Origin of the sequence: Bacillus sp. JJ1122 (assembly GCF_036964885.1) — a bacterium.
Lineage (GTDB): Bacteria > Bacillota > Bacilli > Bacillales > Cytobacillaceae > Mesobacillus.
Window position 1 is genome coordinate 354,471 of the sequence record NZ_JBALQL010000001.1, and the last position, 26,407, is coordinate 380,877.

Sequence of the window (26,407 nt, forward strand, 5' to 3'; positions counted from 1 at the left end):
TTCCTGTTGATTTAAGCTTCAATCAACAGGTGATAGACATTGTCCTTTAACACAGCCCAGAAAAATAAAAAAACCCCCTCATCCCTGAAAAGGGACGAGAAGGTTTATTCCCGCGGTACCACCCTAAATAGACAAGAATGAATCATTCTGTCCTCTTAGCATTCTTAACGCGAATGTTACGCCTGCGCTTACTTATTCTGATCGAATGTTCAGCTCGGAACTAAAGGGTGATTTTCAGGCTACTCGCTCGCAATGGGCTTCCACCTTCCCCATTTCGCTTTTTTGGCAAGCATTTGAACAGCCGTACTGTCCCTATCAACGTTTCTTTCATGTATTGCACTTTGTTATGAAATTATATGCGAAATGACCTGCTTGCGTCAAGCCAGTGAATCTTCTTCTTCTCTCTGAGCAGTCTTTAATTCAGTTGAATCAAGTTCGTATTCGAGTAAGTGATCCCAGTCATCTGTGTTCAGCATATCAAGCTGTGCTTCGATCAGCATCTTGAATCTGGTCCGGAATACCTTTGACTGCTTCTTCAGTTCCTCAATTTCCAACGCGATTTTACGTGCTTTGGATAGTGATTCATTGATGATTCTGTCAGCATTTTTCTCTGCTTCCTTTACGATCAGCTTAGCCTCTTTTTGCGCGTTGCGGCGAACTTCTTCTCCGGCTTCCTGGGCAATTACGATTGATTTATTAAGGGTTTCTTCAATATTCGTAAAATGGCCAAGCCTGGAATTCATTTCGTTGAGCCTTTCATCAAGCTCTTTTTTCTCACGGATAATAAGTTCATAATCTTTGATGACTTGATCAAGAAACTCATTTACTTCATCTTCATCATACCCGCGGAATCCCTTGTTGAATTCTTTGTTGTGTATATCTAACGGCGTTAAAGGCATGACGCCACCTCCCATTAAGTTATAATCCTATATGTACTTAAAGCAATGATTCGACAAAAAAACTAAAAATCCTTCTTTTATAACTATATAATTATTTTTTCCTTCCGGCAATAACTCGATATTTATCTTTTTTCGTTTTGCCTTCTATACTGATAATTTTCGCACGGCCAAATCCGCGCGCAGAAAGGACGTCACCTTCCCCACATTCAAAGGCCGTGTTTTCAATAGCCGTCCAGTTTACTTTCACATGGCCATGCTGGATCAAAAGCTGCGATTTCTGTCTAGAAAGATTGAAGAGGGATGACATAACCGTATCAAGCCGTAAGGAAGACACTGTCGCATTCATTTCATTCCATTCCTCTGCAGTCGCTATGGCTTCGCCAATATCCAGTTCTGTCAGGTTTATAGAAGCCCTTCCGACCGATTCAAGCTGCATTCTTATATAATCTGCAATTTCTTCAGCCGCAAAAAACTGAACGGTGTCGCCTTCAATGAGGATATCACCAAACTTCCCGCGCTTTAATCCGAGCGACATCAGGCTTCCAAGTACCTGGCGATGTTCGATGGTAATGAATTTCTTCGCATATTCAATTCCAAATAGCTTGATTTGAAAATCCTCCTGCTGGGCTTCCATATATTCTGGATATAGATAAGCCCGCTTTCGTTCAGATCCATTAGCACCGCCGAAAAGCTCCCATTTGACATCAGGATGTTTTCCAATGACGGTTGCTAGGATTTGCTGTTCTCTAGGATCGAGAAAGTCGGTTAATTTTGGCGCATAGCTCTGTTCCACGTATTCTTTCCAATTGATGACCTGGTCAATAAATTCACGTTCCTCAGGACGAAAATGCTGATAAATGTTCATTGTGATCTCCTTTGTTACAAAACCTTATATCCCCAAATAGAAAATAAACAGGGTCTGAAACAGACCCTGCAAAAATAGTCATATTTTTAAAACCAATGAGCCAGCTGATACAAGCCTGATATCGCGAACCTTAATACCAGGAAAGCAACAATCGGCGAAATATCGATCATACCAATTGATGGCACGATCCTGCGAAACGGCTCAAGAAATGGCTCACAAATTCGGGCTAAAAACTGACCAATCGCTGTCTCTCTTGCATTCGGGAACCATGACATGAAAATATAGATAATCAATGCCCACTGGTAAAGACTAATTAATTGCGCTAAGATACCAACTACAACATCCATTTACACCTACCACCTCGACTCTTGAATATCCCGCTCCTGCATCAGTTCAGAAATATTCCCTGTCACTTCCACATTATCCGGGGTACATAAAAAGATATTCATACCAATACGCTGAATATCACCACTGATCGCATAGACTGTTCCGCTAAGGAAATCTACAATACGCTTAGCCTGGTCATGTTCAATCCGCTGAAGGTTAACAACTACGGCTCGGCGATTTTTCAGGTGATCAGCGATTTCCTGCGCCTCCGCATACATCCTAGGCTCCATCAGGATTACTTTTGATGATTTTTGCACACTCTGGAGGCTTACAACATTTTGCTTTTGCTGAGCCGGCTGCTTACTTGGCTTAAATGGCTCCGCTTCCTCTTCGAGCATTTCCTCATCATTATAGTCATATTCATCTTCCAGGAAAAAAAATGTCTTAATTTTTGATTTTAAGCTCATATTATTGCACCTCCGATTCGTTACCTACCAGCGCAGTGCCGATGCGGACCATTGTAGAACCTTCTTCAACTGCGATTTGAAAATCATTTGACATTCCCATTGACAGCTCACTGCATGGAGCATACTCAAGGTTAAGGCCCTGGATTTCTCCCTGGAGCTTTTTAAGTGCTTTAAAACACTCTCTGATCACTAGCTCGTCCATTGTATTTGGAGCCATTGTCATTAATCCACTAACAAGGATGTTCGGGTAATCTTTCAAATCAGAGATGAATTCCGCTACCTGTTCAGGCATTAATCCGTGCTTGCTTTCCTCTCCAGATGCATTGACCTGAATGAGGCATTTTATTTTAGCGCTAGCACGCTTATCAATTTCCTTTGCAAGTGACAGTCTGTCAAGCGAGTGGATATATGTAACATGTTCTATAATATTTTTTACTTTTCTTGTTTGGAGCGTACCGATAAAATGCCAGACGGGCTTGTCCTCTAGAATGCTGATCTTTTCAAGGAGTCCCTCATCACGGTTTTCACCTAAATTGACAATACCTGCTTCAATGGCTTCCTGAGCCCGTTCCGCCGATACGTATTTAGTGACCGCGATTAACTTCACATCTTCCGGACTGCGATTGGCCTTTTGACAGGCTTCTGCTATTTGACTCTGGATAACCTCCAGATTTTTAGATACTTTCATTTATGGACGGCTATCCTCCTTCCACCCAATGTAGGCAATCATTCTGCCAGCATTGCCCTTATCCCGCCTGTGAGAATAAAAATGCTCACTGTGGCAGCTTGTGCAATAATCTGTGACAAATAAATTTTCACTTTTTACACCGGCCTTTAATAAAATCTGCCGGTTCACTTCCTTTAAATCGAGAGAATATTGACCTTCACTTACTTGATTATATGGTAAATTTTCGACACCTTCTAGTACATTTTTTACTAAAAGAATCACTCTCTCATCAACAATATAACATTTTTTGCATATTGATGGGCCAATTACTGCAGAAATTTTTTCTATTTTTGCCCCATTTTGCTGAAATTTGCTAATCATCTCAGCTCCAATACCGTTGACCGTGCCTTTCCAACCAGCATGGGCCACACCGATCAGCCTCTTGTCCGGCTCGATAAAATAAAGCGGTACACAGTCAGCATAGCAAAGTGTAAGCAATATTCCTGCCTCATTTGTTAAAAAACCATCTGTTCCGGAAAAAGAACTGGCATAGTCATCCGACCCTCTTCCTTTATCGTTTTTGGAGATCTTCACGATGTGAATTTCATGGGTTTGCTCTGCTCCAACCCAGCTTTCAAGTGGAAATTCAATCTTATTCGCCAGCAGGTTTCGATTCTGACATACAGCATCCTGCTGATCTCCAACATGAAATCCAAAGTTTAATCCCGAGAAAGCCTGCTCACTGACACCGCCATTTTTAGTCGTAAAACCCACTTCAAGGCCGGGATAACAGTCCATCCACTCTTTAATGGAAAAGTATTCTTTATCGGTTAAGATAAATGGTTCCATAAATTATACCTCTCGCTTTTTTTGTCTAGTTTATCATACCAAGGCCGTAACACAACAGTGATACGACTATTGTCCCCCTCCATCGTGTTCAATGTATTCTCCGCTGTCCCTGTAGCGGACAAGTATAACGTCTTCTCCGACTTTAAGAATGTTCTTCCATGGAATGATGACCTCGTCTTCTTTACCAAAAAAGCCCAGCACTTTACCTGAACTTCCAATGACCACCGCTTCAATTTTCCCTGTATTTAAATTGATTTCAAAATCTTCAATATTTCCGAGTCTTTTCCCATCAGAAACATTCACGACATCTTTCACCTGGAATTCAGTCACCTTAACCATTTAGATCCCCCCGGATATTACTTTTGGATTACTTGATAAATAGCTATTTTCAAAAAAATTTTATTTGTTCTGCCTGTTACACTAAGGCTTTTTTATACAGACTGTTGATTTCCACTCAGGAATTCGCTTTCCGTAGAGTCGATTAAACCTCCGCACCAATCAACTGTTGCTAATAATCAATAGTACCCTTTAACATAGCCAATTTAAAAAAGACCCTATATAAGATATATGAGCAGAAAAAGGATGTATGATTTATGGAGAAGCAATGGCAAAATAAAAAGCTGCCAGGGAGGCAGCTTTAGCTTTGGATATTTTTATTCATTTGTTTAATTGCCGCCTTCTCAAGCCGGGAAACTTGTGCCTGTGAGATTCCGATTTCATCGGCAACCTCCATTTGCGTTTTTCCCTGGAAAAACCTTTTCCTTAAAATCAGTTTTTCTCTTTCGTTCAGGCGTCTCATTCCTTCTTTTAGCGCTATTTCTTCAATCCAATGGATATCCTTGTTCCTCTCATCGCTTAACTGGTCCATGACAAAAATGGGGTCTCCACCATCGTTATAGATTGGTTCAAAAAGGGAAACTGGATCCTGGATTGCATCTAGCGCAAAAACAATTTCTTCATGAGGAACTTCAAGAACTTTTGCGATTTCTTCAGCAGTTGGCTCCCTTGATGCCTCACTCATCAGCCTTTCCCTTACCTGCAAAGCTTTATAGGCTATATCCCTTAACGAGCGTGAAACTCTGATTGGGTTATTATCTCTTAAATACCTTCTGATTTCGCCTATTATCATCGGAACGGCATATGTGGAAAATTTTACATTCTGTCCCAAATCAAAATTATCAATGGATTTCATAAGGCCTATACATCCGACCTGAAACAGATCGTCGACAAACTCGCCCCGGTTGTTAAAACGCTGGATTACACTTAAAACAAGCCTTAGGTTCCCATTCACAAGTTTTTCTCTAGCTGTGATGTCACCGCTTTGCATTTCTCTAAACAGTTTTCTCATTTCCTCGTTTTTCAGAACGGGAAGCTTTGATGTATCAACACCGCAAATTTCAACTTTGTTTCGTGTCAATCTTTTCCCTCCTCACAGGAGCTGCTGTCAAAATTCAGTATCTCCGCAGGAAGGAAAAATATGCACTATTTACCGGGTGCCTGGCAGACAAAAGGAAGAAAGCGCCAGTAAAACCCCAGATTATCAATGTTAAACAAGAAAAAAATTTTTTTTGAGTTGGATGCTAAAACTCTATATTGCTATACCATCTTATTGAATTCTTTTCGAAGGCGCTTAATGATTCTTTTTTCCAGACGTGAAATGTAAGACTGGGAGATGCCTAGCATATCAGCTACATCTTTTTGCGTCTTTTCTTCGCCGCTGCCAAGTCCGAAGCGCAATTCCATGATTTGCTTTTCTCGATCTGACAGCTGCTGGAGTGCTTTTACAAGCAACTTTTTATCAACATTCGATTCTAAGTCCTTCGTAATGATATCATCATCTGTTCCGAGAACGTCTGAAAGAAGAAGTTCATTCCCATCCCAGTCAATATTCAATGGCTCATCAAAAGACACTTCTGAGCGCAGTTTATTGTTCCTGCGCAGATACATTAAGATTTCATTCTCTATACATCTAGATGCATACGTAGCTAGTTTAATTTTCTTTTCAGGATTGAAGGTGTTGACTGCTTTAATCAGACCAATTGTTCCAATACTGATTAAATCTTCAATGTTAATGCCCGTGTTTTCAAATTTCCTGGCAATGTAAACAACCAGCCGCAGATTTCTCTCGATCAGGATAGACCTCGCAGCTTTGTCCCCATTTGGAAGTTTGTTCAGGAGTACTTCTTCCTCTTCTTTCGTTAAAGGAGGTGGCAATGCTTCGCTTCCGCCGATATAGTATATTTCATCTGTTTTCAAACCAAGTTTTATTAATAGTTTATACCAGTAATAGGATAACCGAAGCCGTAAATTTTTCATTGATTGTCCTCCTTCTAAATTATGTATTTCTGAGTATAGTAATATTAACTTACCTTTACGGTTGAATCAGCCTTTGCCATTCCTGCCATCATCTTTGGATGGATAATACACTGGAAGCTGCCATCTGCTGACAGTTCCTGGGCGGTAAACGAAATCAGCCCCTTTTCTGCAATATAAATATCGGTACCACTTGTGATCATAATGCTCTCAGGGTGAAAAGCTATGATTAATTGATGCTCTTGGCCAACCACCTTGCATGGAATGATTCTCATCTTATTTTCTAGCTCTTGAGAAAAATCCCCTGTCCCTGACAAAACACAGTCAGGATCCTCGGCAATTTTTCTGATTTCCTGTGGCATCTGTTCCATTACTTTAGCGATGGACAGGATCATCACCGGCATTTTAGAGATTGGATCATACAGCTGATTCCCGCTGTCTATCAAACCACGGATATTAAATGACATTCCCATGAACTGAACCTCAACATCTGCTAAAGACTCATATTGAATCTTGGTCATTTCAAACTGTTCTATATTCCTCCTGGAAAAATGCCATGCCAGCGGGAATCCTAATAGTACAAACAGCCAGCTAATCGGATCACCATAACCTTTTATATGATTAAGAGCAACATTTGAGGCGAGATCCATATCAAATTGGATAAAATAATGGACGCCCGTCAGCGTTCCTCCGAGCAAAAAGGTCGTTACATAGAATGTCATTAGAGCCTTAATGAAAAATCGCAATCTGTTATACCCAAACACTGACAGCACCATAAAGATCGAGAAAAATAATTTTCCGGCCGGGTGCCCCGCTGCTGCATGTAACGGAGTAATTGACAATATAATGAGCAATGAACCAATGAAGCCTCCTAGTGCAACTCGCCAAAGCTTTACCTGCCTTTTCAGGATCAAGGCGGTCAAATACAGGAGGAATGCGTCAATTAATAGATTCAGAGCCCATATAACATCAAGATAGATCTTCACCTTGCCTCCCCCAGTCCAAAACCAAAAACATTATTAAGGTGAATGTCCCTTCGCTGCCTGCTCTATCATTCCGTTACGAAAAAGTATATCGTCATTGCTTCATGAAGTGTGTCATATTATGTATACAAAACAACAGAGATTTTCACTTTTACATTCGGATTTTGTCAATTTTCAGATTATTAGCTATTAAAGTAGATTCCTACCCATCTTCGTAAAGAAAAACTTTTAACGAAGTTTTATTACAATAAAAAAACCGCCCCCTTTAGCGCACCACCGCACCGGGGGTCTGACCCCCACCGCTTTAAAGCGAAAAAGGCACAGCCTGTTGGCTGTGCCTTTTTACAATATATCTTGATATTAGCGTCTTCTGTTTCGGTTGCGCAGGAATGTTGGGATATCAAGTGCATCTTCGCCTTGTGGTGAAGGATTGCTCCTTGGAGCTTCCTGCTGGATTTCTTCACGCTTTGGCTGTTCACGCTTGATTGCACCGATTTGTGGCTTCTGCTGGCCCCCAAAGCTCGGTCTTGTTGGCTTAGGCTGAACGACTTCTTCATTGAAACCAGTTGCGATAACAGTGACAATGATTTCATCCTTTAGGTTCTCATTAATAACGGAACCGAAGATCATGTTAACATCCTGGTCTGAAGCTGATGCAACGATATCTGCAGCTTCCTGAACTTCATATAAGCTTAAGTTCGTTCCACCAGTAATATTCATAAGAACACCTTGTGCTCCATCAAGTGATGTTTCAAGCAATGGTGATGAAATTGCCTTTTTAGCTGCTTCAGTAGCACGGTTTTCACCAGCTGCTACACCAATACCCATCAAGGCAGAACCTTTATTGGACATAATTGTTTTAACATCAGCAAAGTCAAGGTTAATCAATCCTGGTGTTGCGATCAAATCGGAGATACCTTGTACACCTTGACGAAGAACATTATCCGCTTCACGGAATGCTTCAAGCATAGGAGTACTCTTATCAACGATTTCAAGCAAACGGTCGTTAGGAATGACGATCAGCGTATCTACCGCTTCCTTCATTGCGCCGATTCCACCGCCAGCTTGTCCTGCGCGCTTGCGTCCTTCAAATGTGAATGGACGTGTTACTACACCAACTGTAAGAGCGCCAAGATCTCTTGCGATCTGTGCGATTACAGGTGCAGCACCAGTTCCTGTTCCGCCACCCATTCCAGCAGTAACAAATACCATATCAGCGCCTTTAAGCACTTCTTCGATTTGTTCTTTGCTTTCTTCTGCAGCCTTTTTGCCAACCTCAGGATTAGCACCAGCGCCGAGTCCACGAGTGAGCTTTGCACCGATTTGCATTTTGATTTCAGCTTTGGAAAGATTTAATGCTTGTGCGTCTGTATTCACCGCAATAAATTCAACACCCTGTACGCCGTGTTCAATCATTCGGTTAACTGCATTATTTCCGCCGCCGCCAACACCGATAACTTTTATAGTAGCAAGTGAATCTAAATTAGTATCAAATTCCAACATGACAAATCCTCCTAATTCGTCGATTACCTGTTAGCCCTGATTATTCAAAAAAGTAGCCAAGAAATTTCTTCATTCTTGATGACACTTTTTCTTCAGGCTGTTTCTCAGGCTTCGATTTTGGATGCGGCTGTTTCTGAACTCTTTTTTCTTTTGGTTCTAACTCACTAAAAGCAGCTTCCATTTTCTTTCCTTTTAATTTTGCGTTCTTATAAGCAAATTGTATTAATCCAACTGCCGTTGTGTACTGTGGTTCCCTTACACCAATATAATCTGGAATTGCAATTCTCACACGGCTCTGGAAAATATCTTGGGCAAGCTCCAGAACACCCTGCATATTTGCTATTCCTCCAGTAAGGACAAATCCACCTGGAAGGTCCCTGATGTTCATGATTTTCAATTCGTCCTGAACCAAGGAAAATATCTCTTCCATCCTTGCTTCAATAATATCGGCAACTTCCAGCTGGTTGAACTGCTGCTGCTGGTCACTGCCAATGATTGGGACTTCGAAAAATTCATCTTCTGAAGCATGGTCATAAAAAGCATGTCCATGTTTAATTTTCAATTTATCCGCTTCTTCAGTTGTTGTACGGAGACCGATTGATAAGTCTTTTGTAATATGGTCCCCGCCTACAGGAATAACAGATGTTCCTCTTAAATGCCCGTTATCAAAAACAGCGACTGTTGTAGAACCACCGCCGATATCAATCATCGCGACACCCATATTTTTTTCGTCCTTGGAAAGGGCGAAAGCTCCAGCTGCAAGCGGCTGCAGGCCAATATCCAAAATTTCAAGGCCGGCCCGCTCTACACAGCGAAGTGTATTATGTAAGATGGTCTTAGAACCTGTAATAATCGTACCTTCCATTTCAAGCCTTACACCGATCATGCCTCTTGGATCATTGATCTCATCAAGGCCATCCACGATAAATTGCTTTGGAATCACGTCTATTATTTCTCTCTCTGGCGGGATTGAAACCACCTGTGCAGCGTCAATGACTCTCGCAACATCTTCATTCGTGATTTCGCGGTTATCACTTGATACTGCAACCACACCATGGCATGGCATGAGAGATACATGGTTCCCGGTGACTCCTACGATCACCTGGTTAATCTTCATACCTATCATTCTTTCAGCTTGCTCTACTGCCCGTTTAATAGAATGAACGGTTTCATCTATATCAACAATGGAGCCCTTTCTTAATCCTTCGGACTTCACATTGCCAACACCAATTATGTTTAAAGAGTCGTTGACCATTTCACCAATGATAACTTTCACACTGGATGTACCGATGTCAAGACTGACATATATATCATTGCTGTTCATTCTGTGGCACCTCCTTCAACAATTCCTAATGTTTGAACAACAATTTGTTGCCGCACTTCTAAGCGTTTCACTTTTAATTACATTACTTTATTCGTCACAATTAAATATTTCCCTTTTAAAATATCATTTTTTTTTCTACTTTTCACTGGTAGTGGACCATTTTGTTAATAATATCCGCCTAATCACAGCGATATTTTGAAACAGCCTTACCCCAAAGGCAAAAACTGCTGCTAAATACAAGTCTACACCAAGATGAACACCTAGAAAAGCTAAACTTGCTGCTAATACTATATTAAAAAAGAAACCTGATACAAAAACCTTTTCATCATAAATATTTTGAAGCTGGGCACGGATTCCTCCGAACAAAGTATCGAGGGCAGCAAGGATTGCGATCGACAAGTAATTCGAGTATTCATCCGGAATTTTTATATCGGTCAACAGCCCGATGATGACACCGATTATCAACCCCATTATTGGAAGCCACATTATCCGTTGCCTCCTCCTTTATCTTTATTAACGGGATCCATGTACCGAATCCTGATTGTATCCTGATAAGCAGGAACAACCAATTTGCTTTCAGGCCTGTTCACTTTTACTTCAAGGTTATCAATGAAGAAATCCTCGGCAACTGTCGAAACCTTCATGCGATTGTATAACTTTTCAGCTGTCTGGGCATTCCCGGCAATAACTTTGATTTCAATTGGAAAACGGTTCAGGGAGTGCCCATTTATTTTCGTCTCTCTGTTGATGTCACGAATGACCGTTGTATTGATAATCCTTTCTCCATCAACGGAGACATGCTGTGCACCATACATGTTCAACTCATTTAAAAGCCTTTTCAGCATGTCCGGAGAAACGGTCGGAACCTCGTCTCCATCCACAATCAAATTGAAAGCCGGGGCGATTGACAGGGTGATTCCTGGGCCTGTTATCTCCGTTAATCCAGCCTCTACCTTTAATTCATTCAATGTTTCACGGAGTACTTCTTCTTTGCTCTGCTGCCGCTCAGTTTCATACTTCGCGATTTTCTCTTCATTTGACCTGATTTCAAGAAGTAGCTTGGATTGAATTTCCTTCTCTTTCATTAAATCCTCTCGAAGCTGCCAGGTGTCCCTCGTGTCCCTGACTTCAGGTTCCCTTACGGTCTGAAACTGAATGGCGACCATCAATCCGATTATAGCGGCAATGATGCTAAAACTTAGATTTTTAGGGCGGCCCAAAAGTATTCACCTTGCTTTCTGTAAGGCTATATACGATGCCACTTCTGCTAAAATGCTGCTCGAAAATGGATCCCCCGTAAAAGCCTCTATAAACATTCATAAGCTTACATTAATTCGGTATTTTGGAAGCATGATGATCTTTTAGGCATCAATTCCCAAGAATCGGATCCATCTTGATATCATTCAGTTCTTCCATTGTAAAAACAATTTGATCGTTTACAAGCTGATCTTTTATCCCACCGGTAATATTTAATGCGGAAGAAAGAACATTGGGGTCTCCAATAGCAGTAATTTCAAAGGGGGCAGGATGCTGGTAGCCATCTACAGTAATGACAGGCCCGGTGCATAAGACATAGGAATTATGAGAAATTCTTTGCCCATTTACGGCGATAGCAGCTGCTCCTGAAATGTATAGCTCATTGATTACTTTGAAAACATGGTGCTCATGAACGAGATAGTTATTGATATTCTCTTCATCAGGATCATACTCTCCATCTGCGAGAGTGACTTTGACACCTTTACCGCTGACCTTCACCTTGCCAAGAAACATTCGGTATTTTTCAGCATCTTCTGCCATGTTAAAAAATACCTGTGCCTCTTTTGAAAGGTTTGTTTCAATTTTCCTTACCTTTTCCTGCTTAGCATTTAACTCTTTTTGCAGATCGCGGTTTTTCTCTTCCTGATCAATTAATTCGTTCCTCAGGTTCAAATGCTGCTCCCACTGCTTGTTTGTCAAGCCTTTGCCATTGTTAGATTCATTCTGTGTAACACGGAATGAAAAAGCGACCATAAAGCCAAGCACAAGGGAAACGAGCGAAAGGATCACACGATTACTGTTCACTTTCTTTTTCAATTTCAACTTCCTCAGCTTCCTCTGCTTCATATGCTTTAAAATAAGAGCCCACCTCGAGGTCGATCACACCCTTTTTATCAGGGTCGAGCTGGCTGACAATAGAAGGATAATGTGCCATTTTTTCTGAAAAAGTCCTCAGGCTGGCATTCACTTCAAAACCATCATTCATATAGAGCTTTATTAGGAACTTATCCGTCTTGTCCGGTTTTGAATGAATTTCCGAAATCGAATTAATCACCACTCCGGGAAGTGCCTCGAGTGAATCAATCATTTCATCCAAAACTTTCCCTTCCTTAAAGCCAATTAAAATTGGTGCATTGACGGGAATTTCATCGATTTGCTTTTCACTAAGAATATGGCCATTTTCAAGGACCGGATAAAAATTCTTGCCTTTTGATATGTAAGCAAGACGGTTGAATTCTTCAAGCTCAATCGCAACAGTATTAGGAAGCTTGACTTTGACTGATGCGTTCTTGATCTCCTGGATCTTCTCCAGTTTTTTTTCAATTTCTTCCCTGTTTATCTGCCATACATTAGTTTGAAGTGAAATCCCGCTCTCCTCAACAATTTGATCATAGGTATAAGATTCATTGCCAGACACTGTAATGCTTTTCACCTTGCTGAGCGGAGATTGAAAATAGATTACACCGGCAATCAATACAAAAAACAAAGCCAGCAGCATAATTAGCCTGCGATTTGCTTTCTTGCGTCTTTGATGTTTTAGTTTTGGAATTCGGTCTTCTATTGAGACGATTTTCCCCTTGTCCATTTTCAATCCCCTCTTTACCGGCTGTACCCATTCCATAAAAGACTAACATCTTTGATCGTAATTTTGCAGGTTAAAGCCCTGAAATGTCGCAAAATATTATTAAAGGATTCCTGTATAGTCATCGTATATAATAAAATTTGTAATAACGATTCCGCCAGGCTTTGTGCATTTTCACATGCACAAAAAGAGAAACCAACGGCACGAAGAAAATCATGCCGTATTCCTACATGGTTTGCATCTAATCTAATGAAATATTATATCACAGAATTTGACAGCTTAAAGCTATTTCCTGCTATTTTCGGCCGATTATTTCTACCTCTGTCTCCATTTTCACTCCATGTAAATCAAGGACAGTATCTTTTACATGCTGAATGAGGCCTAGCACATCCTCAGCCTTTGCATTCCCTGTGTTTACAATGAAGTTGCCATGCAGCTCAGATATTTGAGCTCCACCGATGCGATGGCCTTTCAGACCCGATTTCTCAATTAGATTGCCAGCATAATTAGGAAGCGGGTTTCTGAAAACACTTCCGCAGCTTGGATAATTATAAGGCTGTGTTTCTTTGCGGTAATCTTTATTTTTTTGCAATTCGCCTACAATTTCTTCTTTATTGCCTTCCTTTAAATGAAATATAGCAGCAACCACGATACCAGGGCGTTCTTTCTGAAGCACAGAGGTTCTATAAGAGAATTTCATCTCTTCATTTGTAAGCCACTCCAGTGTGCCATCATCAAATAACACATAAGCCTTCTCAAGTATTTTTGAAACATCCGAACCATGGGCGCCAGCGTTCATATAAACAGCACCGCCAATAGAACCTGGAATGCCACCCGCAAATTCCAGGCCTGACAGGCCTTTGCGGCTAATCGTGATCGCGAAGTTTACAAGTGACATTCCTCCACCGGCTGTCACTCTGTTGCCCTCAATTTTCAGCTCATCCAAACCAGTTCCAAGCTTAATAACAGCCCCTTCAATTCCTTTATCCGAAACCAGAAGGTTAGATCCCCTGCCGATTACCGTCCACTTCACTCCGGAGTTTTTGATTACATCAATTGATTTTTTTAAATTCTCTATTGTTGAAGGCTCAATAAGTATGTCGGCAGGTCCGCCAATTTTCATTGTTGTATGGTTTGCCAGCGGCTCGTTTTCCTTAACTGAGCCGATGTTCAATTCTCTAAGTTTGTCAGCTAGATCCTTCATATTTACCTCCCTTTCAGGCATCAATCATTTTGACCATTTTATGCAGCCGCAAGCTTGCAGGCTACTTTTTCGCTAAGTCCCCCATCAAGCGGTGAAGTCTTTCAGCGGCGTCAGGTATGCCCAATTTTTTTGCAGCTTTCTTCATATCGGCCAATCTCTCATCATTCCCTAATATTTGGTCAATATTCTCAACCAATTTAGGGCCGGTCAAATCTTTTTCTAGCAGCAAGCGAGCTGCTCCATTTTCGCTTAAAGCTCGAGCATTTTTCTCCTGATGGTTATCCGTAACATACGGGCTCGGAATCAGGATGCTGGGTATGCCTAAAGATGTAAGTTCCGCAAGTGTAGTCGCTCCTGCACGGGAAACCGTTAGATCAACGCCAGCAAGTACTTCAGGCATATTATGGATAAATGGTTTTATTATCACATTTTCTGGATTTCCAACAAGATCAACTTCTTTTTGTACTTCATCAAAATGAACGTCACCGGTAACGTATAAAACCTGATATGGCTTGCCACTTAATTCTGTTAAGCTTTTGACGACCGCTTCATTAATAGGTCTTGCTCCCCTGCTGCCGCCAAAAATCAGCACAGTTGGCACCTTCAGCTTCAAGCCGGTTGACAACCTGCCCCTAATTCCATCCTGCCCTAACACTTCTGATGCTCTAGGATTACCTGTAAGCACCACCTTTTGTTTTGGAAAAAACTCTCTTGCTTCCTCGAAGCAAATCGCAATTTTATCTACATATCGGCTCAAGAATTTATTAGTCAGCCCAGGAACGCTGTTTTGTTCATGGATAATTGTAGGTATCCCCATTTTCGCGGCCGCATAGACAACTGGTCCGCATACGTAGCCCCCAGTGCCAATGACGACATCTGGCTTGAAGTCTTTAAGCATTTTTTTGCTGTCTCTGACTCCCTTGAGAAAGCGCAAAATCGTTTTAACATTCTCGAATGATATTTTTCTTTTGAAACCTGTGATATGTATGGATTTGAAAGGAATATCTTCCCTGGGCACTAACTTGCTCTCGAGCCCTTTTTCAGTTCCTATGTAGAGAAACTCAACATTTTTATTTTTCTTTTGTATCTCTCTGACCAGTGCGAGCGCAGGGTAAATATGCCCACCTGTACCGCCGCCGCTAACTGCAATCTTCATTTTCCACACCTCAGCAAAAAATCTCTTATTTCTCTATATTCTTGTGGCAAGCCTTTATAAAAAGGCACTTCACGGTTTTACCCTATTCTACTATATTCTAAACTTTAGAACGGATTTTAAAGATATTGTCATTTAAATGTAATATAGCATGAACAGGATGATAATCCTATATTAATCCATTGGCCACGCAACCTTTTTTTACAAAATTCCAGGTGTTCGGTATTCATTGATATTTAGCATAAAGTGCAATCATTATACATCCATTTAAAACGTAAAAACTGCGTACCACAAATAAAAGACCCTGCTGGCAGGGTCTTAATCTTTAGTATCTGGAATGGCGGCTGATGTTAAGCAAAACACCGACAGCCATAAGCATCAGAGTAAGGGATGAACCTCCATAACTGAGGAATGGTAGTGTGATTCCTGTTACCGGCATCAATCCAGTTACAACTCCAATGTTGATCATGACCTGAATGGCAATCATCGCAATAATTCCTGTGGCAAGGAAGGTTCCGAATAGGTCTGGGGCTCCAAGCGCAATCCTTATTCCTCGCCAAAGTAACAAGGAGAACAGCAGAAGGATGAATGATCCACCGATAAAACCAAGCTCCTCGGCCAGTATGGCAAAAATAAAGTCTGTTTGCGGTTCTGGCAGATAAAAGAACTTTTGCCTGCTCTGCCCCAATCCCAGACCAAACAATCCGCCAGGTCCGATCGCGTACAGCGACTGAATCATTTGGAAACCACTTCCGAGCGGGTCCTGCCACGGATCAAGGAATGAAGTGATCCGTTTCATTCTGTAAGGTGCAGAGATGATCAAACCAACGAAACCGGCAACACCTATAAGCCCTAGACCCACGAAATGACTAATTCTTGCCCCTGCAATAAAAATCATTACGACTGAAGTACCTACCATAACAGTGCCCGTTCCTAAATCCGGCTGCAGCATAATCAAACCGAACGCTACGAAAACAAGTCCTAAAGAAGGAAAAAGTCCATTCTTCAGAGTAGTGATTGCTTTTTGGTTTTCAGAAAGAAATTTGGCCAGGAACGCAATCATCGCAATCTTCATGAATTCAGAAGGCTGAACTGAAAATGCCCCGACGCCAATCCAGCTTCTTGATCCATTGCGCACGTTGCCGATTCCAGGGATCAGTACTAGAATCAACATAACAAAACAAACAATCACTATTACCTTCGCCCAAGTCCTCCAGGTCCAGTAATCAATATTCATTATGAAAAACATGGCTATGATTCCGACTCCGGCAAAAAGCATTTGGCGTTTGGCAAAAAAGAATGAATCGTTAAACTTATAATCCGCCCAGACCGCACTTGCACTATAGACCATAATCAAGCCTACTGCCAAGAGCGTAAAAGTAACAATCATCAGAAAAATGTCTGGAGTGGTTTTTTTCATTGGCAATGCAATACACCTCGGCTGTATGATTTAGGGCTCATATACCGCTTCCCATCCAGCCTGCAACAGGCCAAGGCAACCTGAGTCATGATGTTCGAGACAAGCCCTTACTTAAGCTTATGCACGGCCTCGATAAACATGTCTCCCCTGACCTCAAAAGTTTTGTATTGATCCCAGCTCGCACAGGCAGGCGAAAGTAAAATAACATCGCCAGGTTCTGAATGTTCAAACGCCACAGGAACGGCCTTTTCAACATTATCGACCCGCAAAATCGTTTTTATTCCTGCCTCCTGCCCAGCCTGTCCAACTTTCTCGGCTGTCTGGCCAAAAGTGATCAATACTTTTACATTTTTTAACGATGGAACAAGTTCATCAAATGAATTGCCTCTGTCAAGCCCGCCAGCAAGCAAAACGATAGGTGAATTGAATGCTGCAAGGGCATTTTCAGTCGCTAAAATGTTAGTAGCTTTTGAATCATTATAAAACTTTCTGTCTTCCAAATTGGCAACATATTGCAGCCTGTGGCGAACGCCAGCAAAGGTAGTAAGAACTTTGTATATTGCTTTTTTATCAGCACCTGAAAGTATAGTAGCAGCTACTGCAGATAAAATATTCTCTAGATTATGCTTACCTGGCAGCACAATATCCTTTGTTTCAATAATTTGTTCGCCATTAAAACAAACCCAGCCATCCTTCACATATGCACCATGATCCATCACCCTTTTCGTTGAAAAAGGCACGATTTGCGCACGAGAATTTCTGGCAATTTTCATTACTTCATCCTGATCAGCATTTACGATTAAATAATCTTCTTCAGTCTGGTTTTTTGTAATCCTTGCTTTTGCTTCTACATACTCAGATTTCGTGCCATGATAATCAAGATGGGCATCATACAAATTTGTTATGATGGCAATCCTCGGCTTGAACTGATCTATCCCCATAAGCTGGAAGGATGATAGTTCAATAACGATTGTATTATCGGGAGCTGCTTCCTGAGCAACACCTGAAGCAACCGTACCGATATTACCCGCAATCAGCGGTTTTTTATTTCCTTCATTCAACATTTCATAGATAAGAGTAGTAGTCGTTGTCTTCCCATTCGTTCCTGTGATTCCCACTAAAGGAGCCTCCGAAACCTGGTATGCGAGTTCCACTTCTGTAATGATTGGGATTTGTTTCTCGATTGCTTTTTGAATCATAGGGTTAAAGTAAGGAATGCCTGGATTTTTCACGACAAGTTCAAAGCCTTCATCCATCAGTTCGATTGGGTGGCTTCCGCAGACAACCTTGATTCCCTGCTCCAATAGTCCTTGAGCCTCTGGATTTTCAGATAGTGGCTTACTGTCATTGACTGTTACAAATGCTCCCAGTTTATGTAGAAGAGAAGCTGCGCTTACTCCACTCTTGGCCAGGCCAAGTACAAGAATTTTTTTATGTTGATAAGTTTTGATATGTTTCATCTAGATCCACACCTCAATGTAAATTCCAAGAATAGCGAAAAGAAGACCTACTGTCCAGAATGTCACAACAACACGCCATTCAGACCAGCCTATCAGCTCATAATGATGATGAAGCGGGCTCATCCTGAAAATTCTCTTTCCTGTTGTCTTAAATGAGATTACCTGAAGGATAACAGACAAAGTTTCAATTACGAAAATGCCTCCAACAATGATCAAAATAATCTCAAGCTTTGCCAGGATAGCAACAGTTGCAATCGCTCCGCCTAGTGCAAGAGAACCTGTATCTCCCATGAACACTTTAGCAGGATGAGCATTGAATACAAGAAAGCCTAAAACTGCGCCGACCACGGCTACTGAAAAAATTGAAAGTTCATATTGTGATTGATTCCACGCAAGTACGGCGAATGCTCCAAATGCAATCGCAGCCGTTCCAGACACCAGCCCGTCAAGCCCGTCCGTCAAGTTAACAGCATTTGAAAAACCAACCATCCAAAAGATGATGAATAATACATAACCCCAGCCAAGATCAAAAGAATAGTCTGTAAGCGGGATATTGACTATAGTAGAAAATTCACTTTGCTTAAAAATAAAATAAAAAATGACAGAAATAATGATTTGACCAAGCAGCTTTTGTTTTGAAGTGAGTCCAAGATTCCGTTTCATGACCACTTTGATAAAGTCATCCATGAAGCCGAGCAGGCCAAATCCTAATGTTACGAATAATAATAAGTAGGTTTCAACGGTAGGCTGCGAAAACTTGCCAGTCATGACAAGAGTTGTCACGGTTATCGAAAGCAGAATCATGATTCCGCCCATGGTTGGCGTACCTGTTTTTTTCTGGTGTGATTTCGGCCCTTCTTCCCTGATGCTCTGGCCGAATTTTAGCCTTCTTAAAAACGGAATAAAAACTGGAGAAAGCAAAACCGTAATAAGGAAGCCCATTAAAATTGTGAAAAAGATAACTTGCTCCAGCATTCTATTCCTCACCTGCCTTAGTCTGTACGCGGCCGAATTTATTGATGTTTTCAGCCATCACAGCTATATCATATGTTGAATCTTTTTCATTAAGAAGTCCTTTATGTTCAAAAATGACTTTTGTACTGTCGTTTAATTCTTCATGTTGTGTTAAATAGTCTAAGTATGATTTCATGATTTTCTCTAAGCCTTTCAGTATGTTTTCTGCATAAAATAATGGAAAATGATTTGGTGCATAACCTGGAACAGGCACGTTCTCAGGCCAGACAGCTGCTATGGCACCGTTAGAAATTGCTTCTTGAAGTGATCCCGAGTCCTCTGAAACCGGGACAAACAGTCCTTTTGGCTGTTTAGCGCCAGCTATGCAGCTTACAGTGAAAAATTGGATTGCATCATCTTTGATTCCAGAAGTCTTGGGAAACAGACCTGAAACATCCTGATATGTCAGCATATTACCTCTCCTCTATTGCCTCGCGTGCTACAATTCTGTCATCAAAATCAAATGTCCGGTCACCTATTTGCTGGTATGTTTCATGGCCCTTCCCGGCAATCATGATCACATCTCCAGCAGACGCTCTGCTTACTGCGTATCGGATTGCTTCCTTCCGATCGAGGATGGCAGTATAGACCTCTCCTTTTACTCCTTCTTCCATATCCTTGATAATTTGTCCAGGATCCTCACTTCGAGGATTGTCAGAAGTAAAGATTGCGTCTGTAGCGTATTCACAAGCAATCTTAGCCATCAAAGGCCGTTTTGTCCGGTCACGGTCGCCGCCGCAGCCAACAATGCAGAACACCCTTTTTTGCGCAAACTGCTGAACCGTCTTTAGTACGTTTTCAAGACTGTCTGGTGTATGGGCATAGTCGACGATTACGGAAAAATCCTGGCCGGCATCAACAACCTCAAAACGGCCGGAAACACCTTTAACGCTTTCTACAGCGGAAATAATTTTTTCTAATGGCAATCCAGATACCAATGCGGCTCCAATGCTCGCGAGTACATTATAAATACTGAATTTCCCAATCAGCTGGATATTTACGCGGCGGATACCAAAAGGGCTGACTAAATCAAAGGATGTTCCACTCGCAGACATCGAGATATTCGTTGCCTGAAGGTCAGCATGGTTGTCTATTCCATAAGTTAGAATATGTGCTGTTGTCAGAGTGGCAAACTCCTCACTCGCAGGATCATCTGCATTCAGGACGGCAAACTTAGGGTAAGCATGGTTAAATGCATTTCCTAGCTGTGAAAAAAGCAGACCTTTCGCCTTCTTGTATTCCTCCATCGTTTTATGATAGTCAAGATGGTCCTGTGTCAGATTTGTAAATACCGCAACATTATAATCCGTCCCGTGAACCCTGCCATAAACAAGGGCGTGAGATGATACTTCCATAACAGCCGTTTGTACCTGTTCATCGACCATCTTATTAAACGTCTTTTGGAGTGTAAGGCTTTCAGGAGTTGTATTTTTCGCCTCAAAAACCTGATCGCCGATTTTAGTGTACATCGTACCAATTAACCCTGTTTTCTGTTCTGCATCAGTAAAAATCTTTTCGATTATAAGACTTGTCGTAGTCTTCCCGTTTGTACCAGTTATTCCAATCAGATGGAGCTTGTGGCTTGGCTGGCCGTAAAAAGCATCAGCAAGCACTGCCATAGCCCTCACAGTATCCTTAACTACAATGACAGGCACATTCAATGGGAGCTCTCTTTCTGCCAGTACTGCGGATGCTCCATTTTTAACAGCGGAGCCAGCAAAATCGTGACCATCCACTGTATAGCCTTTTACACATATGAATAAACTTCCTGGCGTCACTCTGCGGTTATCATTTTCAATCGAAGTAATTTCGGGATTTTCTCCCTTGTAATCCACGAATGGGTGCAAATAACCAATCAATTCGTGTAATTTCATATTTATCAAATCCTCTCAAACAACATGGCGACTCTTATTTTACATGATTAGGCTAAATTTAGCCATTGTTGAGACGAAAAGTCCAAGTCCTTTTTTACAAGGTAATTTTCGTAAAACTAGTTTGCTATTGATCAATAAGATTCGTCATACTTGGCTGTTGGTTCTCTCTTCAGATTCTAGTTTTCCGCGAGCACTAAAGTAGCGTCCCCTTCACAGCGCGTTTGCAAGTTCATATGAACCATCGATTGCCCCATTTGAACTTTTCTCTCTTTACTCCCTTTTCCCGCCTCATTTTGCAATAGGATTGGGAATAACAAAAAGGGGACTTCTTATCGCATTTATCACCTGATTAAATACAATTTTCACAATACATGCAAAAGTGGGCGGCGGATTTTCATCCTCTCGCCGCCCGTTAAAACTAATACTCTTTGATTAATTGTTCATATAGATCCGGATTGTCGAGCCTTCTTTAATTTTAACCCCAGGAGACGGAAGCTGTTTCACAACCTTATCGCCTTGTCCAGCTACATCCAGCTTTAAATTGACAAGTTGCTGCTGAAGCTCTTTCTTTGTTAATCCAATTAAATCCGGCACCTCGACCATAGGAGTATCAAGCCATGTCAATTCCTTCTCAATTTGGCCTTTTCGTGGTGGCACTTCCATAGCCCGCAAGCTATCTTCCATGATATCACCTACGATTGGGGCAGCTACGACTCCTCCGAATTGGACCGTGCCTTTCGGATTATCAACTGCCACGTAAACTACGATTTGCGGATTATCTGCTGGTGCAAATCCTATAAAGGAAACAATGTGGTTATTCTCGAGATATCTTCCGTTCTGAGCCTTCTGTGCTGTTCCAGTCTTCCCCCCCACTCGGTACGAATCCACAAATGCATTCTTACCTGAGCCTCTTGCTACTACACTTTCAAGTGCATGCCTGATTTCTTTTGATGTTTCCTCAGAAATCACCCTTCTCTTTGCTTCAGGTGTTTTCTTCATCACAATCTCCCCTGTAATCGGATCGATTAGTTCTTTGGCAATATATGGGGTATAAAGAATTCCTCCATTCACTGCCGCTGCCACAGCAGCAACCTGCTGGATCGGTGTAACCGATACCCCCTGACCAAACGCTGTTGTTGCCTGTTCGACCGGTCCTACCCTGTCAATATTAAACATAATCCCTTTTCCTTCACCCTGTAGGTCGATTCCAGTTTTTTGCCCGAAGCCGAAGTCCTTCACATATTTAAATAGTTTTTCTTTTCCCAATCTCTCGCCCAGTTCTACGAAACCCGGGTTGCATGAGTTCTCAACGACTTCAAGAAATGATTGGCTGCCGTGCCCGCCTTTTTTCCAACAGCGGATTCTTGCCCCAGCAACCTCCACAAAACCCGGATCATGGAAATGATCTTTTTCAAGGTCAACTTTTCCTTCTTCGAGAGCCGCAGCCAATGTAACAATTTTAAATGTGGAACCCGGCTCATATGTACTCCAGACAGGAAGGTTCCGGTTATATACTTCTGGCGCTACATTCCTGAAGTTCGCCGGATCAAAGTCCGGCCTGCTCGACATAGCCAGTATTTCGCCATTTGTAGGATTCATCGCAATCGCAATAATCCCGTCCGGGTTATATTTTGCCTGAGCTATGTCAAGCTCCCTTTCTACGATAGTTTGGACTTTGCTGTCGATTGTCAGCTTAAGGTCCAATCCATCAACAGGAGGTTCATAATCATCCGCCATATCATTCATTCGCTGACCCTTTGCATTTGCATAAAATTGCACGGAACCCTTTGTTCCTTTCAGCTGCTTATCATAATATAGCTCCAACCCCATCAGTCCCTGATTATCAACTCCTGCAAAACCTAGTACGTGAGAGAGATAGCTCCCGAAAGGATAATGCCGTTTTGAATCCTCGCCGATGTAAATTCCTTTCAGGTTCATTGCCCTGATTTCTTTAGCCTTCTCATGCGAGATTTTCCTTCCTTCAGGAATCCTTTCAATCATCGATTTTTTCGTGATATGCTGATAAGCCTTTTCCTTTGACATATTCAGTGCCGCAGCCAATTTTTCTGCAACCATTGCAGGGTCTTCAATCTGGCGAGGTACAGCATAGACGGTAGGTGCACTGATATTTGTTGCCAGTGCAACGCCATTCCTGTCCATTATTTCACCACGCTGAGGTTCAAATGGCACGTTCCTGCTCCAGGAGTCCTTCGCCTTCCCTGTCAAAAAATCACCAAGCATGAATTGCACATACCCAAGGCGTACATCTATGATAAAAAACACTAGAATCCCAATTAACAAAACCAGCGCCAATCGTTTTCTGACGGTAACGTTGGAAACACGCATAAAATGAACGAACCTCCTTTTTCTATTAAGACTGAAGCAGTTAAAATTCTATGGACAATCTGTTTCACTCGTTCAAATATATGCTTGTACTTTTTTGAATATAACAAGAAGTCAGAGACAAGCTTGATAGACAGATGAAAATATAGGTTTTGAGGTGGAAATTATGGTAATTGAGATATATACCCATAAAAAAAGAAGAAACAGAGGGGTCAGTCACCGACTTCCTCTGTTCCTTCTTTTTTATCTTCTTTTTTTAACGATTTTTCGAATTGCTCGAGCGGAGTTTCAAGCGAGACAATCAAGTCTTCACCTTTGTTAATTGGCGAACCAGGTTTGAGGTTCTGCTTTATGACATAACCACTGCCCGCCTTATTCAATTTCACATCGGATATTTGCGCAAGCTTCATGACGTCCCTTAATGACCAGCCTGTCATATCAGGATATGTTTGAGCTCCTGAAGTCTTGATTATGATTTTTTCACCTTCCAAAGCCACTGTATCTGCTTTTGGAAGCTGCTCTTCAACTTGGTTCCCAGTACCGATAATGATGGTTTTAAAGCCATTAGATACCAATAGTTTGCTAGCTTCAGTTGCATCCATGCCTTTAATATCAGGTACTGAGCTAGATTCCGCTTTTTCCTGAGAAGCTGGCTTGATGTTTAAATATTGGAGACTGCTTTTCATGACTGATTTAAATATCATCGAAGTCGGGATCGAGCCTTTGAAATAATGATCGATTTCCGGCTGCTGCACTGCTACATATACAATAAGTTTTGGATCGTCTTTCGGTGCCATTCCAAGGAAAGAAAACAGATAATCGTTAGCACCATCTAGGTATTTACCATTTTTAGTGATATTCGCTGTCCCGGTTTTACCTGCCACCTTATATCCTTCAATCGCATATGATTTTCCGGTTCCATGTTCCGCTGTCACAACAGTTTCCAGAACATCACGGACTTCTTTCGCTGTTTCAGCAGAAATTGGCTGACCCACTACTTTTGGTTCACTTTGTTTAATGATTTCACCAGTATTGGAGTCGACCACTTTATCAACGACTTGCGGCTTCATCATTTTCCCGTCGTTAGCTACAGCAGTGGCTGCCTGAATCATCTGGATAGGCGTAATGGTAGTTCCTTGCCCATAAGATGTAGTCATTTTTTCAATTGGCCATTTATATACAATTTTCCCTACTGCCTCGTTCGGAAGGTCAATGCCGGTTGGTTTTTCAAAGCCGAAATCTGTTAAATACTGACGGAACACTTCAGTACCAATTTTTTCGTTTACCAATTTGGCAACCGCAACGTTTGAGGATCGCTGAATTCCTTCAAGAAAGGAAATTGTTCCCCAGCCTTCCCCATTGTTGTGGTCATGGATTCTTCCTGATTTTTCTGTTACCCTGTAAGATCCCGATTTATAAAGCTCACCGGGGTTCCATTTCTTCTCTTCGACCGCTGCCGCAAGCGTAAATATTTTCATCGTAGACCCTGGTTCGATAGGTGTTTCTACAACCTCATTGTGCCAGCTTTTATCCAGACCTTCCCTTGTGGTCGGATGGAAGGTCGGGCGCTGCGCCATCGCTAAAATATCGCCTGTCTTTGGGTCTGCAACGATTGCGATGATTTTTTTAGGCTTATACTCTTCCTGAACACGGCTGACTGCATCCTCAACGAATGTCTGTATTTTCTTATCGATCGTTAAATAGACATTATCCCCATCATGTGCAGGAGTAATCTTTTTATTGCTGTCAGGCAACAGGAATCCCCATAAATCACTTTCAAATGAAAGAGATCCATTCTTGCCTGTAAGCTCATCATTTAAGGTTTTTTCCACTCCAAGCCTGCCAGTGGAGATGGACTTTCCATCTTCCTTTTCTTCTTTTTCAACATATCCTACTAAGTGCGAAGAAAATATGCCATTTGGATAAAACCTCTTTGAATCTCTTAAAAACGTAATTCCAGGAAGTTTCAATTCTTCTATTTCTCTTTTAGTCTGATGAGAAATGTCTCGTCCAGCCTTGCCGAATTCAACCTGGAATACCCCTTTTTTTGTAAGTCGTTTATAAATTTCAGACTCGCTCATATCAAGGTACTTCGCAAGCTTGCTCGCTGTTTTGTCCGGATCGACTACGTGTTTCGGTTTCTTCTTATTCGTTGTTACAGAATCATCGAGAATCGCGACAAGCGTATAAGCTGTTGTATCCTCAGCAACCACTTCGCCTTTACGGTCGAAAATAGTCCCCCTGACCGCTTCAATGACTTTTTCATTAGAATATTTTTGCTGAGCTTTGGCAGCAAGGGCTTGTCCATGCACTTCACCCGTAACCTGGATTGATACAAATCTAAAAATCAAGATAAAAAAGAGCAGGCTGAATATTACGAATAATACCGCTGCTCCTGCATTCATATTGGGTTGTTTTTTCATCATCAGTTTTCAACACCCTTAACATTGTCTTCATTCAATGTTAAACCAAGCTTTTCAGTTACTTTCTTAATCCGTTCATAGGTACTTAATTCGCTAACCTGGACTTCAAGATCACTGTTAACTTTTTGCTGCTCCTCGATATTGCCTTCGATAACCTGGATATCTTTGTTGACTTCATAAATAGCTGCCTGTTTTGATACCATGAATGTTGCGCCAAAGCATACCATCACTCCGAAAACAAACATCATGATCTTTTCGCCAGGCGTCAGTATCGAATTTCTTTTTGCCGGGGCTTTTACCGGTGCTTGAACAGTGCGCTGCTGCTGTTCCTGCTGCAATTTCCTTGCCAGATTGCTCATCATTTTCCCTCCTGAGAATTTTTTTATATATTGGCTGTTTCCACATGGTGAATCCCATAAAACTCCTCTCACTCGAGAGGCTTCTACAGGGAATGCCAGATTTATAATGGAAAATCAAAAG

The 26,407-nt window shown here is 41.6% G+C and carries 26 protein-coding genes and 1 other annotated feature; all 26 genes read right to left on the reverse strand.

The annotated features are described in order from the left end of the window. Positions 1-87: 87 nt before the first annotated feature. Positions 88-328, reverse strand: a binding site (T-box leader). A gap of 49 nt (positions 329-377) precedes the next feature. The 26 genes from V7201_RS01730 to ftsL all read right to left on the reverse strand — a co-directional run bounded on the left by V7201_RS01730 (position 378) and on the right by ftsL (position 26,289). Next, positions 378-899 (reverse strand): DivIVA domain-containing protein, encoded by a 522-nt coding sequence (locus V7201_RS01730; RefSeq protein ID WP_335375050.1) that lies wholly within the window; start codon positions 897-899, stop codon positions 378-380. Positions 900-990: 91 nt separating this feature from the next. Beyond that, positions 991-1,764: an RNA-binding protein gene (locus V7201_RS01735; RefSeq protein ID WP_335375051.1), complete on the reverse strand. Its 774-nt coding sequence runs from the start codon at positions 1,762-1,764 to the stop codon at positions 991-993. An 86-nt stretch (positions 1,765-1,850) separates the two neighbouring features. After that, positions 1,851-2,111, reverse strand: a complete 261-nt coding sequence (locus tag V7201_RS01740) for a YggT family protein (protein ID WP_335375052.1) — start codon at positions 2,109-2,111, stop codon at positions 1,851-1,853. A gap of 6 nt (positions 2,112-2,117) precedes the next feature. Beyond that, positions 2,118-2,558, reverse strand: coding sequence for a cell division protein SepF (locus V7201_RS01745; RefSeq protein WP_335375053.1), 441 nt, complete (start codon positions 2,556-2,558; stop codon positions 2,118-2,120). Position 2,559: 1 nt separating this feature from the next. Further along, positions 2,560-3,246 (reverse strand): YggS family pyridoxal phosphate-dependent enzyme, encoded by a 687-nt coding sequence (locus tag V7201_RS01750; RefSeq protein ID WP_335375054.1) that lies wholly within the window; start codon positions 3,244-3,246, stop codon positions 2,560-2,562. Next, positions 3,247-4,074 carry a peptidoglycan editing factor PgeF gene (pgeF, locus tag V7201_RS01755; RefSeq protein WP_335375055.1) on the reverse strand — a complete coding sequence of 276 codons (828 nt, stop codon included), beginning with the start codon at positions 4,072-4,074 and terminating at the stop codon, positions 3,247-3,249. Between the two features lie 66 nt (positions 4,075-4,140). Beyond that, positions 4,141-4,413, reverse strand: a complete 273-nt coding sequence (locus V7201_RS01760; protein WP_335375056.1) for a YlmC/YmxH family sporulation protein — start codon at positions 4,411-4,413, stop codon at positions 4,141-4,143. 298 nt (positions 4,414-4,711) lie between these two features. Further along, positions 4,712-5,491: an RNA polymerase sporulation sigma factor SigG gene (gene sigG, locus V7201_RS01765; protein WP_335375057.1), complete on the reverse strand. Its 780-nt coding sequence runs from the start codon at positions 5,489-5,491 to the stop codon at positions 4,712-4,714. 179 nt (positions 5,492-5,670) lie between these two features. Beyond that, positions 5,671-6,390, reverse strand: coding sequence for an RNA polymerase sporulation sigma factor SigE (gene sigE / locus V7201_RS01770; protein WP_207498508.1), 720 nt, complete (start codon positions 6,388-6,390; stop codon positions 5,671-5,673). Between the two features lie 44 nt (positions 6,391-6,434). After that, complete coding sequence (spoIIGA, locus tag V7201_RS01775) at positions 6,435-7,373, reverse strand: sigma-E processing peptidase SpoIIGA (protein ID WP_335375058.1); 939 nt, start codon at positions 7,371-7,373, stop codon at positions 6,435-6,437. A 357-nt stretch (positions 7,374-7,730) separates the two neighbouring features. Next, a complete protein-coding gene (gene ftsZ, locus V7201_RS01780) occupies positions 7,731-8,873 on the reverse strand; it encodes a cell division protein FtsZ (RefSeq protein ID WP_335375059.1) in 1,143 nt (380 codons plus the stop codon). Between the two features lie 40 nt (positions 8,874-8,913). After that, positions 8,914-10,197: a cell division protein FtsA gene (ftsA, locus tag V7201_RS01785; RefSeq protein WP_335375060.1), complete on the reverse strand. Its 1,284-nt coding sequence runs from the start codon at positions 10,195-10,197 to the stop codon at positions 8,914-8,916. A 135-nt stretch (positions 10,198-10,332) separates the two neighbouring features. Continuing rightward, on the reverse strand, positions 10,333-10,683 hold the full coding sequence (locus tag V7201_RS01790; RefSeq protein WP_207498512.1) for a small basic family protein: 351 nt from the start codon (positions 10,681-10,683) through the stop codon (positions 10,333-10,335). Further along, on the reverse strand, positions 10,683-11,417 hold the full coding sequence (locus tag V7201_RS01795; RefSeq protein ID WP_335375061.1) for a DUF881 domain-containing protein: 735 nt from the start codon (positions 11,415-11,417) through the stop codon (positions 10,683-10,685). Before V7201_RS01795 ends, V7201_RS01790 begins: the two co-directional genes overlap by 1 nt. Positions 11,418-11,565: 148 nt before the next feature. Continuing rightward, the gene (locus V7201_RS01800; protein WP_335375062.1) at positions 11,566-12,300 is read right to left on the reverse strand and encodes a DUF881 domain-containing protein; all 735 of its coding nucleotides are present in this window, start codon (positions 12,298-12,300) and stop codon (positions 11,566-11,568) included. Beyond that, positions 12,248-13,039, reverse strand: coding sequence for a cell division protein FtsQ/DivIB (locus tag V7201_RS01805; protein ID WP_335375063.1), 792 nt, complete (start codon positions 13,037-13,039; stop codon positions 12,248-12,250). The genes V7201_RS01800 and V7201_RS01805 overlap by 53 nt, the downstream gene beginning before the upstream one ends. A 292-nt stretch (positions 13,040-13,331) precedes the next feature. Beyond that, a complete protein-coding gene (gene murB / locus V7201_RS01810; protein WP_335375064.1) occupies positions 13,332-14,240 on the reverse strand; it encodes a UDP-N-acetylmuramate dehydrogenase in 909 nt (302 codons plus the stop codon). A gap of 61 nt (positions 14,241-14,301) precedes the next feature. Beyond that, positions 14,302-15,396 (reverse strand): undecaprenyldiphospho-muramoylpentapeptide beta-N-acetylglucosaminyltransferase, encoded by a 1,095-nt coding sequence (gene murG / locus V7201_RS01815; protein WP_335375065.1) that lies wholly within the window; start codon positions 15,394-15,396, stop codon positions 14,302-14,304. Positions 15,397-15,718: 322 nt separating this feature from the next. Then, a complete protein-coding gene (gene spoVE / locus V7201_RS01820; protein WP_335375066.1) occupies positions 15,719-16,819 on the reverse strand; it encodes a stage V sporulation protein E in 1,101 nt (366 codons plus the stop codon). Positions 16,820-16,920: 101 nt separating this feature from the next. Next, positions 16,921-18,273, reverse strand: a complete 1,353-nt coding sequence (gene murD, locus V7201_RS01825) for a UDP-N-acetylmuramoyl-L-alanine--D-glutamate ligase (protein ID WP_335375067.1) — start codon at positions 18,271-18,273, stop codon at positions 16,921-16,923. Then, complete coding sequence (mraY, locus tag V7201_RS01830; RefSeq protein ID WP_335375068.1) at positions 18,274-19,248, reverse strand: phospho-N-acetylmuramoyl-pentapeptide-transferase; 975 nt, start codon at positions 19,246-19,248, stop codon at positions 18,274-18,276. A gap of 1 nt (position 19,249) precedes the next feature. Next, complete coding sequence (locus tag V7201_RS01835) at positions 19,250-19,699, reverse strand: hypothetical protein (protein ID WP_335375069.1); 450 nt, start codon at positions 19,697-19,699, stop codon at positions 19,250-19,252. A 1-nt stretch (position 19,700) separates the two neighbouring features. Then, the gene (locus V7201_RS01840) at positions 19,701-21,161 is read right to left on the reverse strand and encodes a UDP-N-acetylmuramoyl-L-alanyl-D-glutamate--2,6-diaminopimelate ligase (protein WP_335375070.1); all 1,461 of its coding nucleotides are present in this window, start codon (positions 21,159-21,161) and stop codon (positions 19,701-19,703) included. Between the two features lie 432 nt (positions 21,162-21,593). Continuing rightward, a complete protein-coding gene (locus tag V7201_RS01845; protein WP_335375071.1) occupies positions 21,594-23,507 on the reverse strand; it encodes a stage V sporulation protein D in 1,914 nt (637 codons plus the stop codon). A gap of 209 nt (positions 23,508-23,716) precedes the next feature. Beyond that, entirely contained in the window at positions 23,717-25,930 is a 2,214-nt protein-coding gene (locus V7201_RS01850; protein WP_335375072.1) for a penicillin-binding protein, read from the reverse strand. Then, positions 25,930-26,289: a cell division protein FtsL gene (gene ftsL, locus V7201_RS01855; RefSeq protein ID WP_335375073.1), complete on the reverse strand. Its 360-nt coding sequence runs from the start codon at positions 26,287-26,289 to the stop codon at positions 25,930-25,932. The genes V7201_RS01850 and ftsL overlap by 1 nt, the downstream gene beginning before the upstream one ends. Positions 26,290-26,407 lie beyond the last annotated feature (118 nt).